The sequence below is a fragment of the Enterococcus sp. DIV0561 genome, assembly GCF_050539875.1.
GTDB classification, from domain to species: Bacteria; Bacillota; Bacilli; order Lactobacillales; family Enterococcaceae; genus Enterococcus; species Enterococcus faecalis.
The window spans coordinates 2,401,635-2,416,892 of record NZ_CP172927.1 but is presented as its reverse complement, the minus strand read 5'-3'; the positions used below and the strand labels follow the sequence as shown (position 1 = coordinate 2,416,892).

Genomic DNA, 15,258 nt, shown 5'->3' with positions numbered 1-15,258 from the left:
TTATTTTAAGAACGGAGGAAGCTACTATGTCTAAAATCGGCTTTATTGGAACGGGTGTCATGGGGAAATCAATTATTCGTAATATGATGAAAAACAATTTATCTGTCAATGTTTATAATCGAACAAAAAGTAAAACAGATGATTTAGTTGCTGAAGGAGCAGTTTGGTATGATACGCCAAAAGCAATTGCGGAAGCCAGCGATATCATTTTTACAATGGTTGGCTTTCCTTCAGATGTTGAAGGCGTGTATTTTAATGAAACAGGGATTTTTCAAGCAGATCTTACAGGTAAAATAGTAGTAGATTTAACCACAAGTACGCCCACCTTGGCTGAAAAGATTGCCAAAAAAGCAGCAGAAGTGGGTGCTCATGCGTTGGATGCGCCAGTTTCTGGTGGTGACTTAGGTGCTAAAAATGGTACTTTAACAATTATGGTTGGTGGCGATCAAGAAAGTTATGAGACCGTCTTACCAATTTTCAAAACATTTGGTAAAACATTTATGCTACATGGCTCAGCTGGAAAAGGGCAACACACTAAGATGGCGAATCAGTTAATGATTGCAGGCACAATGACCGGTTTGACTGAAATGCTCGTTTACGCAAATGCGACAGGATTAACTTTAGAAAAAGTTCTGGAAACAGTCGGTGGTGGCAGTGCTGCAAACTGGTCATTAAGTAATTATGGACCACGTATTTTAAAAGAAGATTATACGCCAGGCTTTTTTGTTAAACATTTTATCAAAGATTTAAAGATTGCGTTAGATGAAGCAAAAAAACTTGACCTTCCATTACCAGCGACGCAAAAAGCGACAGAATTATATGAAAGCCTTGCAGATAAAGGGTTTGAAAATGATGGCACACAGGCCTTAATTAAGCTTTGGTGGACAGATGGCAAGCAACCAACGAATAAAAATTAAAGAACAACAAAAAAATCAAAAAAAATGACGAAAAATCATGCAAGTTAGGCAATGTTTTGTTACAATGGTACAGAACTAGTTTGCAAAAGGAGGCCCACTGATGAAACATTCACAACTTGTGGCGATTATTAAGAGACTGGAAGCAATGATCGAAGCAGCAGATAATGAAGTACAAGTACGCCGCTTTGAACGTGAAGGCGTAGAGAAATGTATTGTAAGTTTTGATAAATCAACAGAAACATTTGAATTAACAGAATCTGATACGCACCAAAGCTATCAATTCGATAACATCGATATTGTAGCAATGGAAATTTACGACTTAATTCAATAATTAATCGTCCTACATTTTAATAAGGGAGTGGAGTAGAAGCACCAAAGCTTCTGGTTCACTCTCTTCTCGTATTATCCAGTCAAGTTGTAGCAATAGCTTAGTGGGAGTTTAAGAATTATATAACAAAAATCACTGGCACTTCTCAATCAGGGGAGTGCCAGTGATGCTTTTTAGTTGCACTTCTTTCCTTTTTCTGTGAAAATAGTTTGGGTATCAAAGTAATTGATCCTTTTTTTAAAAGCCTCGTCCCTTGAAAATGCGCCTTTTTTGAAATGTTTGAAGAATATTTCATTAAAAATATAGAAAATTCTCTTGCATTCTTTGCTTATTTACGATATAGTTTGAACATCAAATGTTTTGATAATCAAAGTATATGGATGGTGCACAGAATGGAACCTAATTTAGAAACAGTCAACGATTACTTAGTCAGTGTCTTTAATGACATCTTAACGATTGAAGAATCTGAATTGAAAAAATCACAATTTAATGATTTATCCATTACGGAGATGCACACAATCGAAGCAATTGGTATGTACAAGAAAAAAACGTCTTCAGAAGTAGCCAAGGAACTGTCAATTACCGTTGGAACACTTACTGTAGCGATTAACAACTTAGTTAAAAAAGGCTATGTTGAACGTTTGCGTAGTGAAGATGATCGACGTGTAGTAAAGCTTGGCTTAACCAAAAAGGGAAAATTACTTTTTAGAGTCCATCAGCATTTTCATCGTGAAATGGTTAAAAACATTTTGAAAGGCATGGAGCAAGAAGAAGAACAAGCGCTGTTAAGAGCACTAAAAAATCTTCATGATTTCTTGCAAGAATACAAATAAAAAGTGAGGATCCCCATGAAGAATTATGCACGAATTAGTTGTACAAGCCGTTATGTTCCAGAGAATTGTGTCACGAATCACCAACTGAGTGAAATGATGGATACCTCTGATGAATGGATACATTCGCGAACAGGCATTAGTGAACGTCGTATCGTTACGCAAGAAAATACGTCTGATTTATGTCATCAAGTCGCAAAACAGTTATTGGAAAAATCTGGAAAGCAAGCAAGTGAGATTGACTTTATTTTAGTTGCAACAGTGACACCAGATTTCAATATGCCTTCTGTTGCTTGCCAAGTGCAAGGCGCAATTGGCGCCACTGAGGCCTTTGCTTTTGACATCAGTGCAGCGTGTTCTGGTTTTGTCTATGCCTTAAGCATGGCAGAAAAACTAGTCTTAAGTGGTCGTTATCAAACAGGTCTAGTAATTGGTGGCGAAACATTTTCCAAAATGTTGGATTGGACCGATCGTTCCACAGCGGTGCTTTTCGGTGATGGGGCTGCCGGCGTCTTGATTGAAGCGGCTGAGACACCGCATTTTCTAGATGAAAAATTACAAGCAGATGGACAACGGTGGGCGGCTTTAACGTCAGGCTACACGATCAACGAAAGTCCTTTTTATCAGGGGCATGAGCAGGCTAGTAAGACGCTACAGATGGAAGGACGTAGTATTTTTGATTTTGCGATTAAAGATGTTTCACAAAATATTTTATCCCTCGTGACGGACGAAACCGTGGATTATCTTCTACTACATCAAGCAAATGTGCGCATTATCGATAAAATTGCACGTAAGACGAAGATTTCCCGCGAGAAGTTTTTAACGAATATGGATAAATATGGCAATACCTCAGCTGCTAGCATTCCCATCTTGTTGGATGAAGCAGTTGAAAATGGGACCTTAATTTTAGGTTCCCAACAACGCGTGGTGCTAACAGGATTTGGCGGCGGCTTAACATGGGGCTCACTGCTCCTAACGCTGTAAAAAACTGTTCACATATAAATGAAGAAAATGACTATTTTGGAGGAATATACACATGGTATTTGAAAAAATTCAAGCAATTATCGTAGAAGAATTAGGAAAAGATGCTGAAGAGGTACAATTAACTACAAACATTCAAGAAGAATTAGACGCGGATAGCTTAGATTTATTCCAAATCATTAACGAAATCGAAGATGAATTTGATGTGAAAATCGAAACAGAAGATGGCATCCAAACCGTTCAAGATTTAGTAACATATGTAGAAAAACAACAAGCAAACTAATACATGAAAATAGGGGGCTGGGACATTTAATTGCTAAATGACCCAGTCCCTAAAAAAACAAGTAAATAAGCTGGAAAAATCCTTTTTTACTTGAATGAAGTGTACTTATCTTAGAACTAAAGGACGTATAAAATCAATGAATCAACAGTTATGTGAGTTGCTTGGAATTAATTATCCCATTTTTCAAGGCGGTATGGCTTGGGTAGCCGATGCTTCATTAGCAAGTGCCGTGTCAAACGCTGGTGGATTAGGGATTATTGCTGGCGGCAATGCCCCAAAAGAAGTCGTAAAAAAAGAAATTAAAAAAGTTAAAGAATTAACGGAGCAACCCTTTGGTGTCAATATCATGTTACTCTCACCTTTTGCCGATGAAATTGTCGATTTGGTTTGTGAAGAACAGGTTCCTGTCGTAACGACAGGTGCGGGCAATCCAGCCAAATACATGGCTCGTTTTAAAGAACATAACATTAAAGTAATACCAGTAGTTCCTTCTGTTGCTTTAGCAAAAAGAATGGAAAAGATTGGTGCCGATGCTGTCATTTTTGAAGGAATGGAAGCTGGTGGACATATTGGCAAGTTAACCACTATGAGTGGCTTACCGCAAATCGTTGACGCTGTGTCAATTCCTGTGATTGCAGCAGGTGGGATTGGTGACGGTCGTGGTATGGCTGCGGCCTTTATGTTAGGTGCTGAAGCAGTCCAGTTAGGCACACGTTTTTTAATTGCCAAAGAATGCAACGTTCATCCAGATTATAAACAGAAAGTTTTAAAGGCACGTGATTTAGATGCAGTAATTACCTGTCAACATTTTGGCCATCCAGTGCGTACTTTAAAAAATAAATTAACTGCTCAATATAATCAATTAGAAAAGCAAGAACTCCAAAAAGAAGTGCCTGATTTAGAAATGTTTGAAAAAATTGGTCAGGGCGCTTTACGCAAAGCTGTCGTTGACGGGGATATGGATTACGGTTCCGTCATGGCGGGACAAATTGCCGGGTTAATAAAAAAAGAAGAAACAGCCCAAGAAATCATTGATTCACTCATGTCTGAATGCAAAGCGATTGTACATAAGATGAATCAGCGTTGGGGCTAAGTGAATAATTTTAACAAAAAATGAGGTGTCGTATGAAAACAGCGATTTTATTTAGTGGACAAGGAGCCCAGTATCAAGGGATGGGTGAAGAATTATATCACCAAGAAGCGATTGTTCGGGAAACCTTCGATGAAGCAAGTCATATCTTAGGTTATGAGATGGCAGAACTTTGTTTTACTGAAAATGAACGTTTAAATGAAACAGAATATACGCAACCTGCTATTTTGACAGTCAGTGTCGCATTTTACCGTCTTTTGCAACAAAAAGGACTAACGCCTGATGTCGTAGCGGGTTTAAGCTTAGGGGAATATAGTGCTTTGGTTGCCAGCGGGGCTTTGCGCTTTTCAGAAGCAGTGGCCTTGGTCCAAAAGCGCGGTCAGTACATGACAGACGCAGCACCACAAGGAACTGGCAAAATGGTTGCTGTCATGAATGCTGAGCGTGAAGTAATTGAAAAAGCCTGTCAAGAAGCCAGTGCTTTCGGAATTGTGGCTCCAGCAAATTATAATACACCACAACAAATCGTGATTGGTGGTGAGGTTGCTGCTGTTGATCAAGCGATGACACTTCTCAAAGAAGCTGGTGTGAAGCGAATGATTCCGTTAAATGTGAGTGGCCCTTTCCATACGGCACTGTTACAACCAGCATCAAAAAAGTTGGCTCAGGATTTAGCAAAATTGAACTTTCAAACGATGCAAATTCCTGTCATTAGTAATACGACTGCCGAAATTATGCCCCAAGAGGCAATTCAAGCGTTATTGGAAAAGCAAGTCATGTCTGCGGTACGTTTTGAAGACAGTATCGAAACGATGAAGGCTATGAACGTAGGAACGATGATTGAAGTTGGTCCAGGGAAAACATTAACTGGTTTTGTTAAAAAAATTGACAAAACAATTGAAATGCACCGTGTGGAAGATGTTGCAACATTAACAGAAACGTTAACAGCACTTACTGGGAGGTAAAAAATGGAATTAACAGGGAAAAACGTATTTATTACTGGAAGCACTCGCGGGATTGGCAAAGCAGTTGCGTTGGCTTTTGCGAAAGAGGGCGCCAATATTGTTTTAAACGGTCGGAGTGAGATTACGCCAGAACAACGACAAGAAATTGAAGCCTTTGGGGTAAAATGTATTGGCCTTTCTGGAGATATTTCCGATTTTGATGCAGCAGGTGAGATGATTCAAGCAACTGTTGACCAATTAGGCTCGATTGATATTCTGGTGAATAACGCTGGGATTACGAATGATAAATTATTATTACGAATGACAAAAGAGGATTTTAATGCCTGTTTAGATATTAACTTGGTAGGAACTTTTAACATGACCCAACAAGCGGTTAAACGTATGATGAAACAACGAAGTGGTCGGATTATTAATATGGCTAGCGTTTCTGGTTTAATGGGAAATGTTGGTCAAGCAAACTACGCTGCGAGTAAAGCAGGTGTCGTTGGTTTTACTAAATCGGTGGCACGAGAAGTTGCGCCGCGCGGTATTACCTGCAATGCGATTGCACCAGGGTTTATCCAAACAGAAATGACGGATGTTTTATCGGAAAAAGTTAAAACACAAATGAATGCGCAAATTCCCTTACAAACGTTTGGGCAAGTCGAAGATGTCGCAGCTACAGCGATTTTCTTAGCTAAAAGTCCCTATATTACTGGGCAAGTCGTGAATGTTGATGGCGGCTTAGTCATGCACGGATAAACGAAAGGAGTCAAAAGGATGAATCGAGTAGTTATTACTGGTTACGGTGTCACCTCGCCGATTGGCAATGAACCTGAGACTTTTTTAGAAAGTTTGAAAACAGGGAAAAATGGTATCGGACCGATTAGTAAATTTGATGTTAGTGAAACAGGTGTCACCTTAGCAGCTGAAGTGAAAGACTTTCCAATGGAAAAATATTTTGTTAAAAAAGATGGCAAACGCATGGATAAGTTTTCGTTATTTGGCATTTATGCGGCCTTAGAAGCAATGGCTATGAGTGGCTTGGATACCAGTCAACTAGATGTGGATCGGTTTGGCGTTATGGTGGGTTCCGGGATTGGTGGTTTGGAAACAATTCAAAATCAAGTAATTCGGATGCACGACAAAGGACCTGAACGTGTGGCACCGTTATTTATTCCAATGGCGATTGGAAACATGGTGGCGGGAAATATTGCTTTACGTGTTGGTGCCAAAGGAATTTGTACTTCAACAGTGACAGCTTGTGCTAGTGCAACTCATTCAATTGGGGAAGCGTTCCGCAATATCAAACATGGCTACTCCGATGTCATTATTGCTGGTGGAGCAGAAGCGCCTATTACAGAAATCGGTATTTCAGGATTTGCTTCCTTGACCGCTTTAACAAAGGCGACTGACCCAGAAAAAGCCTCAATTCCCTTTGATAAAGAACGTAGTGGATTTGTGATGGGAGAAGGTGCGGGTGTCTTTATTTTAGAATCATTAGATCATGCTCTAGAACGAGGCGCAACTATTTTAGGTGAAGTGGTTGGCTATGGTGCTAATTGCGATGCCTATCATATGACATCACCAACACCAGATGGGAGCGGCGCAGCGAAAGCCATGGTACTAGCAATGGAAGAAGCGGGGATTTCTCCAGAAAAAATTGGCTATATTAACGCCCATGGAACAAGCACACAAGCCAATGACAGTGCAGAATCTAAAGCTATTGAATTGGCTTTAGGTAATGCCGCAAAAACGGCGTATGTAAGTAGTACGAAGAGTATGACGGGACATCTCTTAGGCGCCGCTGGTGGGATTGAAGGAATTGCTACCCTAAATGCTTTACAACATCAATTTATTCCGCCAACCATTAATGTGGAAAATCAAGATGAAGCAATTACGGTGAACGTTGTTTTAAACGAAAGCAAAGAGCATAAATTTGATTATGCTTTAAGTAACTCGCTAGGCTTTGGTGGCCACAATGCAGTTATTTGCTTAAAACGCTGGGAGGATTAACATGCAGTTAGAAGAAGTAAAAGCATTATTAACACAATTTGATCAATCAACTTTAACCGAATTCGATTTACGAGAAGGCTCGTTTGAATTATATATGAATAAAAATACAGCTTCTGGACGAAGTGCCGTAGAACCAGTGGCGCAACCACAAGAAACACCAGTAGCCGCTAGTGGTGTGTCAGCGCCTGTTGAAACAGTTTCTGTCGTTGAAGAAACGCCAACTAATACACCGACAGCCAATGAAAAGACAGAAGAAATTCCGTCACCCATTGTAGGAATCGTTTATTTACAACCAGCACCAGATAAAGAAAACTTTGTCAAAGTAGGAGACACTGTTAAAACGGGTGACGTTGTGTGTATCGTTGAAGCGATGAAATTAATGAATGAAATTACGGCGACAGTTGACGGTGTGATTACTGAAATATTAGTCAACAATGAAGATGTGGTTGAATTTGGTCAGCCGCTATTCCGAGTTGCTAAAGGAGAATAAAACATGAAATTAACAATTACAGAAATTCAAGAAATTTTACCACATCGCTATCCCTTTTTATTATTAGATAGTGTTGAAGAAGTCATTCCCGGGGAACGCGTTGTAGCGAAAAAGAATGTAACGGTTAATGAGCAAGTTTTTCAAGGTCATTTTCCTGGGAATCCTGTTTTGCCAGGAGTTTTAATTATTGAATCGTTGGCTCAAGCAGGCGCCGTGGCATTACTTTCAATGCCTGAATTCAAAGGGAAAACGGCATACTTTGGTGGATTAGATAAAGCAAAATTTAGACAAAAGGTAACACCAGGCGACACATTAATTTTAGAGGTTGAACTTTTAAAAGTCCGCGCTTCTGCTGGAATGGGTAAAGGTGTGGCAAAAGTTAATGGAAAAAAAGTTGCCGAGGCTGAATTAACCTTTATGATTGGATAGGTGAAAAATGTTTTCGAAAGTATTAATCGCAAACCGCGGAGAAATCGCTGTTCGTATTATTCGTGCCTGTCGCGAATTAGGCGTTCAAACAGTTGCTGTTTACTCTGAAGCGGATCAAGAAGCGTTACACACACAGTTAGCAGATGAAGCCATTTGTATTGGACCGGCGAAAGCAACTGATTCTTATTTAAATGTTCAAGCTGTTTTAAGTGCAGCGATTGTTACCAATGCTGAAGCGATTCATCCAGGGTTTGGTTTCTTATCTGAAAATAGTCAATTTGCTTCAATGTGCGAAGAATGCAACATTACTTTTATCGGTCCTAAAGCAGAAACGATTGATGCGATGGGCAATAAAATAAACGCACGTCAACTGATGCAAAAAGCCAAGGTACCTGTTATTCCTGGGAGTGATGGCGTCATTGATTCTGTCGAAGAAGCGTTGACGATTGCTGAAGAAATTGGTTACCCAGTGATGTTAAAGGCAGCTGCTGGTGGTGGCGGAAAAGGAATCCGTAAAGTTCTTTCAAAAGAAGAGTTACCGAAACACTTTACTTCAGCGCAGCAAGAAGCTAAAGCCGCATTTGGTAATGATGATATGTATTTAGAAAAAATTATTTATCCAGCACGTCATATCGAAGTGCAAATTCTAGGTGATCAATATGGGCATGTGATTCACTTAGGGGAACGTGATTGCTCACTACAAAGAAATAATCAAAAAGTGTTAGAAGAATCACCATCGATTGCTATTTCTGAAGAAAAGCGTCAGATGTTAGGCGAAACGGCCGTTCGAGCGGCACAAGCTGTGCATTATGAAAATGCCGGAACCATTGAATTTTTGATGGATCCAGCTGGCGACTTTTATTTCATGGAAATGAATACCCGCATCCAAGTCGAACATCCAGTTACGGAAATGGTAACAGGGATTGATTTAGTCAAAGCACAATTAGAAATTGCTTCAGGTGAACCTTTAGGCTATACCCAAGAGGATGTTACCATGACTGGGCATGCGATTGAGTGCCGAATTAACGCTGAAAATCCTGCCTTTAATTTTGCTCCTTCACCAGGTAAAATTCAAAATCTCTTGTTGCCTAGTGGTGGAATGGGCTTGCGTGTAGACAGCGCTATGTATTCAGGGTATTCAATTCCACCTTATTATGATTCAATGATTGCGAAAGTCATCGTACATGGTGAAAATCGTTTTGATGCCTTGATGAAAATGCAAAGGGCTTTAAATGAAATTGTAACAGAAGGTATTATTACGAATGCCGAATTCCAATTGGATTTAATTACACATGACAATGTTTTGACAGGTGACTATGACACAAGCTTTTTACAAGAAACATTTCTACCAAATTGGGAGCCAGAAAGCAATCATTAAAGAAAGAACGCCGCAAGAGCTCTCTTGCTTGGAAAGATCAGTGATCTTTTGAAAGGAGCTGAGCTCTTGCCGCTAAAATACGAGGAGTAAGCAAATGGCATTATTTAAAAAGAAAAATTACATTCGCATTAATCCAAATCGTGCTGATGCAAATGATGCATCAAAGAAGCCTTCTGTTCCAGATAATATGTGGGCAAAATGCCCTTCTTGTAAGCGAACACTGTATACAAAAGAAATGGGTGCAGAAAAAATCTGTCCGCATTGCGGCTATAGTTTTCGGATTGGTGCATGGGAACGATTAGCGATAACCGTTGATGAAAAAAGTTTCCACAATTGGGACAGTGAATTAGTGACAAAAGATCCACTAAATTTTCCTGGTTATCTTGAAAAAATTGAAAAAATGCAAGAAAAAACTGGGCTAGATGAAGCTGTCTTAACGGGAGAAGCAACAATTGAAGGACAAGCTGTTGCAATTGGAATCATGGATGCTAATTTTATCATGGGCAGTATGGGAACGATTGTTGGTGAAAAAATCACACGCTTGTTTGAGCGGGCGACAGAAAAGCATTTACCAGTGGTGATTTTCACTGCATCTGGTGGTGCCCGTATGCAAGAAGGAATTTTTTCATTGATGCAAATGGCGAAAATTTCGGCCGCTTTGCAACGGCATAACAAAGCAGGCTTGCTGTATCTTACGGTATTGACTGATCCAACGACTGGCGGTGTTACCGCAAGTTTTGCGATGGATGGCGATATTATTTTGGCAGAGCCTCAGAGTTTAATCGGTTTTGCTGGCCGCCGTGTAATTGAACAAACGATTCGTCAAGAGTTGCCAGATGATTTTCAAAAGGCCGAGTTTCTTTTAGAACATGGTTTTGTAGATCAGATTGTGCCAAGAAATCTTTTGCGTCAACGATTGAGCGACTTGTTACGTTTACATTCTTTGGAAGGGTGGCGCTAACATGGAAAAGAAAACAGCCAATGATGTTGTTACCTTGGCAAGAGCCCAAGATCGTTTGACAACTTTAGAATATATAGAAGCAATTTTTGAGGACTTTTTAGAATTTCATGGGGATCGTTACTTTGCCGATGATTTAGCTGTAGTCGGTGGTGTTGCTACTTTGCAAGGGAAACCAGTTACAGTGGTAGGTATCCAAAAAGGTCGAAATCTACCAGAAAATATTGAACGTAATTTTGGTTCACCTAATCCTGAAGGGTATCGCAAAGCGTTACGTTTAATGAAACAAGCGGAAAAATTTAATCGCCCAGTCATTACCTTTGTGAACACTGCTGGTGCCTATTGTGGGATTGGTGCCGAAGAGCGGGGAGAAGGGGAAGCCATTGCGCAAAACCTGTTAGAAATGTCTGATTTGAAAGTGCCAATCATTTCAGTCATCATTGGTGAGGGTGGCAGTGGCGGTGCTTTAGCGTTAGCAGTCGCAGATGAAGTTTGGATGTTGGAACACACGATTTATGCGGTTCTTTCGCCAGAAGGTTTCGCCTCTATTTTGTGGAAAGATGGCAGTCGTGCGAAAGAAGCAGCAGAATTGATGAAAATCACAGCGACAGAGCTGAAGGAATTAGCTATTGTAGATAAAGTAATTCCGGAAGTTATGAACGGTCAGCCTCTGGAACAAGCAAAAATTAATCGCATGTTACAAAAAGCGTTCATTTCAAAATTAACTGAATTAGCTAAATTAGATACGGAAACGTTACTAGAAAAAAGATACCAACGTTTTCGCAAATATTAGAAGTTACTACTCATCAACGAACTTTTCAGGGGTTGATGGGTGGCTTTTTTTATTTTTTCTTTTATTTTACTTGTTCTTTTACAAGGAACGACCGTCCTTTATAGAAATTTTCAGTAAAATGCAGTATAATACAATAGGTAGAGACTGAAGCATAATTGTTTAGTTATGTTTCAGTCTCTTAAAATCGAAGAAACTACATAGTGTCAGTGAGAGGAGTCACGATGTTTTCAAAATATAAACCGACATGGATGATTGATGCGATTTATAAAATTACCCCCGCACAATTAAAAAAACTGGGGATTAAGGCAGTACTAACTGACTTAGATAATACGTTAATTGCTTGGAATAATCCCGATGGAACAGAAGAATTAAAAACTTGGTTATTAGAAATGAAAAATGCAGGAATTACTGTCCTCGTTGTTTCAAACAACAAAGACAGCCGGATTAAACGCGTTGTTGAAAAGTTTGACTTAGATTATGTAGCACGTGCCTTGAAACCAACCGCACGTGGCTTCAAATTAGCAGAAAAAAAATTAGGCTTGAAGCCATCTGAAATGTTAATGGTCGGCGATCAGATTATGACAGATATTCGGGGAGCTAACGCAGCGGGTATACGCAATGTTTTAGTTCAACCGATTGTCGATACAGATGGCTGGAATACTAGAATCAATCGGTTCTTTGAACGGAAAATTATGAAATACTTATCAAAAAAACATCCAGAAATGACATGGAGAGGCGGATTAGAATGACAGAGGCAATTCATTGTATTGGCTGTGGTGCGATTATCCAAACGGAAAATCCTCATGAATTAGGCTATACACCAAAAACAGCTTTCGAAAAAGGAATGGAAACAGGGGAAGTTTATTGCCAACGTTGTTTTCGCTTAAGACATTATAATGACATTCAAGATGTCCAATTAACAGATGATGACTTTTTACGTTTATTGAATGGTTTAGGAACAGAAGATGCACTGATTGTGAACGTAGTGGATATTTTTGACTTTAATGGCTCTCTTATTCCAGGACTACATCGTTTTATCGGAGATAATCCTGTGTTGTTAGTTGGCAATAAAGTGGATATTTTGCCTAAATCATTAAAAAAACCTAAAATGGTTCAATGGATGAGAGAACGGGCCCATGAAGCAGGATTACGCCCTGTTGATGTTTTACTAACAAGCGGCAAGAAACCACAAGAAATGCAAGAGTTATTAGATACGATCGAAAAATATCGTGAAGGCCGAGACGTTTATGTCGTAGGTGTGACCAATGTTGGAAAATCAACATTAATCAATCAAATCATTCAACAAACAGTGGGTGTTCAAGATGTGATTACGACATCACAATTTCCTGGAACAACGCTAGATAAAATTGAAATTCCATTAGACGATGGCCACTTCTTAATCGATACGCCAGGAATTATTCACCGTCATCAAATGGCACATTACCTAGGTAAAAAAGACTTGAAAATTATTGCACCGCAAAAAGAAATCAAACCAAAAGTTTACCAATTAAATGCTGAACAAACCTTGTTTTTAGGTGGCTTGGCTCGCTTTGATTATGTCCAAGGTGCTAAAAGTTCCTTCATTGCCTACGTTTCCAATGACTTAAATTTACACCGAACAAAAACAGCAACCGCCGATGCTTTTTATGAAAAACATGTTGGTGGCTTATTGCAGCCTCCACGTGCCGATGAAGTCGCTGAGTTTCCTGAATTAGTGCGCTTTGAATTTTCCGTGAAAGAAAAAACGGATATTGTGTTTGCTGGTCTAGGTTGGATTACTGTCACAGAACCTGGTGTAGTCGCTGGTTGGGCGCCTAAAGGTGTCGATGTTTTACGTAGAAAAGCATTAATTTAAATTTTAGAGAGAAGGCAAACAATTTGAAACTTAGAGGAAAACAAAAACGTTATTTACGTAGTCAGGCACACCATTTACAACCTATTTTTCAAGTAGGCAAAGGTGGTTTGAATGACGCAATGATTACACAAATTGATGAAGCGTTGGAAAAACGTGAATTGATTAAAATTACGTTATTACAAAATACAGATGAAATAGCAGAAGAGGTTGCAGAAGAACTAACAGCAGCCATTCATTGCGATGTGGTACAAATTATTGGTCGCGTGTTGGTCTTATTCAAGCCATCAAGTAAAGAAAAATATCAAAAAATTTCAGCAGCAGTCAAAGAAATTTAATATTGGAGGGATGAACAATGGGAGAAAAAAGACAAGCGCGTCAAGGAGCGGACGTTCTCTTGCAAGAGGAACCGTTACGTTTTCAAACAAGAAAGCAAGTCGGCTTGTTAGGTGGTAATTTTAATCCCGTTCATTTAGCACATCTTGTCATGGCCGATCAAGTTCAAAATCAACTAGGTTTGGACAAAGTTTACTTAATGCCTACGTACTTACCACCACATGTAGACGAAAAGAAAACAATTAGCAGTGAACATCGGTTAGCGATGTTAGAACTAGCAGTGGCTGATAATCCCTGCTTAGATATTGAGCCAATTGAATTAATTCGCAAAGGCAAAAGTTACACGTATGATACGATGAAAGCTTTAAAAGAAGCCAATCCAGATACTGATTATTATTTTATAATTGGTGGAGATATGGTGGAATACTTGCCCAAATGGCATCGGATTGATGACTTACTCCATTTAGTTCAATTTGTCGGCATTCGGCGTCCTAATTATCCAACGGAATCTACCTATCCAATTATTTGGGTCGATGTTCCGCAGATGGCGATTAGTTCCACTTTGATTAGACAAAAAGTCAAAAGTGGTTGCTCAACACGCTATCTTCTTCCAGAGAATGTGATAAACTATATTCAAGAGAAGGGACTGTATCAAGATGAGCTGGATAACAAATTATGATGCTGCACAACGTGAATTATTAATGCAAAAAGTTCAAATGCAAATGAGTGAACGTCGCTTTCGCCATGTGTTAGGGGTCGAGGAAACAGCTGTGGCCTTGGCAGCGAAATATGGTGCCGATGAAGCGAAAGCCAGTATTGCTGCTTTGACGCATGATTACGCCAAAGAACGTCCAAACGATGAATTCGAGTTGATTATTCGCCGAGATGGTTTTGATTTGGCTTTATTAAACTATGGCAATGAAATTTGGCATGGCTTAGTTGGGGCGGATATTGTTCAACGGGAATTAGCCATTGATGACGAAGAAATCTTGCAGGCAATTCGTGTGCATACAACTGGGGCTGCTAAGATGAGCTTGCTAGATAAAATTATTTATGTCGCAGATTACATTGAACCAGGACGTGATTTTCCAGGTGTGAAAGAAGCCCGTGAAATTGCCCTTGTTGACTTAGATGCAGCGGTTGCTTATGAAACGAAACATACCTTGTTACATTTGATTGAACAAGAACATAAAATTTATCCAAAAACGTTAGAGACCTACAATCAATGGGTCGTTAATCAAAAATAAAAGAAGAAAGAATTACTAGGAGGGAACTATCATAGATAGCCAGAAAATTTTAGAAATTGCTGTCAAAGCAGCAGATTCAAAACGAGCAGAAGAAATTGTCGCATTAGACGTAAGAGAGATTTCATTATTAGCAGATTATTTTTTAATTTGCCAAGCCAATAGTGAACGTCAAATCAATGCGATTGTTGATGAAATTAACGAACAAGAAGCCAAAAATCAAGTAGAAGTCAAACGTGTGGAAGGTAAAGAAGGCGGAAAATGGATTTTAATTGATTTAGGCGATGTTATTGTCCATGTATTCCAATCTTCAGAACGTGCCTTTTACAACTTAGAAAAATTATGGTCAGATGCCCCAATGGTTGATCTAAGCGCTTGGGTCGACTAAA

The 15,258-nt window shown here is 39.4% G+C and carries 20 protein-coding genes; all 20 read left to right on the top strand.

Features of this window, described 5'->3' with window-relative positions; all coding sequences use genetic code 11:
* Positions 1–26: 26 nt before the first annotated feature.
* The 20 genes from IGM13_RS11585 to rsfS all read left to right on the top strand — a co-directional run bounded on the left by IGM13_RS11585 (position 27) and on the right by rsfS (position 15,257).
* Positions 27–917, top strand: a complete 891-nt coding sequence (locus IGM13_RS11585) for an NAD(P)-dependent oxidoreductase (RefSeq protein WP_002359377.1) — start codon at positions 27–29, stop codon at positions 915–917.
* Between the two features lie 100 nt (positions 918–1,017).
* Complete coding sequence (locus tag IGM13_RS11580) at positions 1,018–1,248, top strand: YkuJ family protein (RefSeq protein WP_002379802.1); 231 nt, start codon at positions 1,018–1,020, stop codon at positions 1,246–1,248.
* A 389-nt stretch (positions 1,249–1,637) separates the two neighbouring features.
* Positions 1,638–2,078, top strand: a complete 441-nt coding sequence (gene fabT, locus IGM13_RS11575; protein WP_002362455.1) for a fatty acid biosynthesis transcriptional regulator FabT — start codon at positions 1,638–1,640, stop codon at positions 2,076–2,078.
* Between the two features lie 15 nt (positions 2,079–2,093).
* The gene (locus tag IGM13_RS11570; RefSeq protein ID WP_002362374.1) at positions 2,094–3,059 is read left to right on the top strand and encodes a beta-ketoacyl-ACP synthase III; all 966 of its coding nucleotides are present in this window, start codon (positions 2,094–2,096) and stop codon (positions 3,057–3,059) included.
* 52 nt (positions 3,060–3,111) lie between these two features.
* Positions 3,112–3,339 carry an acyl carrier protein gene (locus tag IGM13_RS11565; protein WP_002356278.1) on the top strand — a complete coding sequence of 76 codons (228 nt, stop codon included), beginning with the start codon at positions 3,112–3,114 and terminating at the stop codon, positions 3,337–3,339.
* Positions 3,340–3,475: 136 nt separating this feature from the next.
* Positions 3,476–4,432 carry an enoyl-[acyl-carrier-protein] reductase FabK gene (gene fabK, locus IGM13_RS11560; protein WP_002356279.1) on the top strand — a complete coding sequence of 319 codons (957 nt, stop codon included), beginning with the start codon at positions 3,476–3,478 and terminating at the stop codon, positions 4,430–4,432.
* A gap of 32 nt (positions 4,433–4,464) precedes the next feature.
* A complete protein-coding gene (gene fabD, locus IGM13_RS11555; RefSeq protein ID WP_002419393.1) occupies positions 4,465–5,394 on the top strand; it encodes an ACP S-malonyltransferase in 930 nt (309 codons plus the stop codon).
* 3 nt (positions 5,395–5,397) lie between these two features.
* A complete protein-coding gene (gene fabG, locus IGM13_RS11550; RefSeq protein ID WP_002356283.1) occupies positions 5,398–6,135 on the top strand; it encodes a 3-oxoacyl-[acyl-carrier-protein] reductase in 738 nt (245 codons plus the stop codon).
* 18 nt (positions 6,136–6,153) lie between these two features.
* Positions 6,154–7,389: a beta-ketoacyl-ACP synthase II gene (gene fabF / locus IGM13_RS11545; protein WP_002382453.1), complete on the top strand. Its 1,236-nt coding sequence runs from the start codon at positions 6,154–6,156 to the stop codon at positions 7,387–7,389.
* Between the two features lies 1 nt (position 7,390).
* Complete coding sequence (gene accB, locus IGM13_RS11540; RefSeq protein ID WP_002419392.1) at positions 7,391–7,879, top strand: acetyl-CoA carboxylase biotin carboxyl carrier protein; 489 nt, start codon at positions 7,391–7,393, stop codon at positions 7,877–7,879.
* Between the two features lie 3 nt (positions 7,880–7,882).
* Entirely contained in the window at positions 7,883–8,308 is a 426-nt protein-coding gene (gene fabZ / locus IGM13_RS11535; protein WP_002356286.1) for a 3-hydroxyacyl-ACP dehydratase FabZ, read from the top strand.
* A 7-nt stretch (positions 8,309–8,315) separates the two neighbouring features.
* Entirely contained in the window at positions 8,316–9,686 is a 1,371-nt protein-coding gene (locus IGM13_RS11530; RefSeq protein WP_002367303.1) for an acetyl-CoA carboxylase biotin carboxylase subunit, read from the top strand.
* 94 nt (positions 9,687–9,780) lie between these two features.
* A complete protein-coding gene (accD, locus tag IGM13_RS11525) occupies positions 9,781–10,647 on the top strand; it encodes an acetyl-CoA carboxylase, carboxyltransferase subunit beta (protein ID WP_002356293.1) in 867 nt (288 codons plus the stop codon).
* A 1-nt stretch (position 10,648) separates the two neighbouring features.
* Positions 10,649–11,437 carry an acetyl-CoA carboxylase carboxyl transferase subunit alpha gene (locus IGM13_RS11520; protein WP_002362363.1) on the top strand — a complete coding sequence of 263 codons (789 nt, stop codon included), beginning with the start codon at positions 10,649–10,651 and terminating at the stop codon, positions 11,435–11,437.
* A gap of 221 nt (positions 11,438–11,658) precedes the next feature.
* Positions 11,659–12,186, top strand: coding sequence for a YqeG family HAD IIIA-type phosphatase (locus IGM13_RS11515; RefSeq protein ID WP_002356296.1), 528 nt, complete (start codon positions 11,659–11,661; stop codon positions 12,184–12,186).
* The gene (yqeH, locus tag IGM13_RS11510) at positions 12,183–13,292 is read left to right on the top strand and encodes a ribosome biogenesis GTPase YqeH (RefSeq protein ID WP_002381381.1); all 1,110 of its coding nucleotides are present in this window, start codon (positions 12,183–12,185) and stop codon (positions 13,290–13,292) included. Before IGM13_RS11515 ends, yqeH begins: the two co-directional genes overlap by 4 nt.
* Positions 13,293–13,315: 23 nt before the next feature.
* The gene (gene yhbY, locus IGM13_RS11505; protein WP_002376442.1) at positions 13,316–13,627 is read left to right on the top strand and encodes a ribosome assembly RNA-binding protein YhbY; all 312 of its coding nucleotides are present in this window, start codon (positions 13,316–13,318) and stop codon (positions 13,625–13,627) included.
* A 17-nt stretch (positions 13,628–13,644) separates the two neighbouring features.
* Positions 13,645–14,304 (top strand): nicotinate-nucleotide adenylyltransferase, encoded by a 660-nt coding sequence (locus IGM13_RS11500; RefSeq protein ID WP_002365150.1) that lies wholly within the window; start codon positions 13,645–13,647, stop codon positions 14,302–14,304.
* Entirely contained in the window at positions 14,282–14,872 is a 591-nt protein-coding gene (gene yqeK, locus IGM13_RS11495; RefSeq protein WP_002356300.1) for a bis(5'-nucleosyl)-tetraphosphatase (symmetrical) YqeK, read from the top strand. Before IGM13_RS11500 ends, yqeK begins: the two co-directional genes overlap by 23 nt.
* A gap of 46 nt (positions 14,873–14,918) precedes the next feature.
* On the top strand, positions 14,919–15,257 hold the full coding sequence (gene rsfS, locus IGM13_RS11490; RefSeq protein WP_033072556.1) for a ribosome silencing factor: 339 nt from the start codon (positions 14,919–14,921) through the stop codon (positions 15,255–15,257).
* Position 15,258: the final 1 nt, after the last annotated feature.

Bases quoted from the DNA above. Each gene is read 5' to 3' on its own strand.
- yqeK (WP_002356300.1), top strand. From the start codon at position 14,282: ATGAGCTGGATAACAAATTATGATGCTGCACAACGTGAATTATTAATG.
- IGM13_RS11570 (WP_002362374.1), top strand. From the start codon at position 2,094: ATGAAGAATTATGCACGAATTAGTTGTACAAGCCGTTATGTTCCAGAG.
- fabT (WP_002362455.1), top strand. From the start codon at position 1,638: ATGGAACCTAATTTAGAAACAGTCAACGATTACTTAGTCAGTGTCTTT.
- IGM13_RS11580 (WP_002379802.1), top strand. From the start codon at position 1,018: ATGAAACATTCACAACTTGTGGCGATTATTAAGAGACTGGAAGCAATG.
- yqeH (WP_002381381.1), top strand. From the start codon at position 12,183: ATGACAGAGGCAATTCATTGTATTGGCTGTGGTGCGATTATCCAAACG.
- IGM13_RS11565 (WP_002356278.1), top strand. From the start codon at position 3,112: ATGGTATTTGAAAAAATTCAAGCAATTATCGTAGAAGAATTAGGAAAA.
- IGM13_RS11500 (WP_002365150.1), top strand. From the start codon at position 13,645: ATGGGAGAAAAAAGACAAGCGCGTCAAGGAGCGGACGTTCTCTTGCAA.
- IGM13_RS11585 (WP_002359377.1), top strand. From the start codon at position 27: ATGTCTAAAATCGGCTTTATTGGAACGGGTGTCATGGGGAAATCAATT.
- IGM13_RS11530 (WP_002367303.1), top strand. From the start codon at position 8,316: ATGTTTTCGAAAGTATTAATCGCAAACCGCGGAGAAATCGCTGTTCGT.
- fabF (WP_002382453.1), top strand. From the start codon at position 6,154: ATGAATCGAGTAGTTATTACTGGTTACGGTGTCACCTCGCCGATTGGC.
- fabD (WP_002419393.1), top strand. From the start codon at position 4,465: ATGAAAACAGCGATTTTATTTAGTGGACAAGGAGCCCAGTATCAAGGG.
- fabG (WP_002356283.1), top strand. From the start codon at position 5,398: ATGGAATTAACAGGGAAAAACGTATTTATTACTGGAAGCACTCGCGGG.
- fabZ (WP_002356286.1), top strand. From the start codon at position 7,883: ATGAAATTAACAATTACAGAAATTCAAGAAATTTTACCACATCGCTAT.
- accD (WP_002356293.1), top strand. From the start codon at position 9,781: ATGGCATTATTTAAAAAGAAAAATTACATTCGCATTAATCCAAATCGT.
- accB (WP_002419392.1), top strand. From the start codon at position 7,391: ATGCAGTTAGAAGAAGTAAAAGCATTATTAACACAATTTGATCAATCA.
- IGM13_RS11515 (WP_002356296.1), top strand. From the start codon at position 11,659: ATGTTTTCAAAATATAAACCGACATGGATGATTGATGCGATTTATAAA.
- IGM13_RS11520 (WP_002362363.1), top strand. From the start codon at position 10,649: ATGGAAAAGAAAACAGCCAATGATGTTGTTACCTTGGCAAGAGCCCAA.
- fabK (WP_002356279.1), top strand. From the start codon at position 3,476: ATGAATCAACAGTTATGTGAGTTGCTTGGAATTAATTATCCCATTTTT.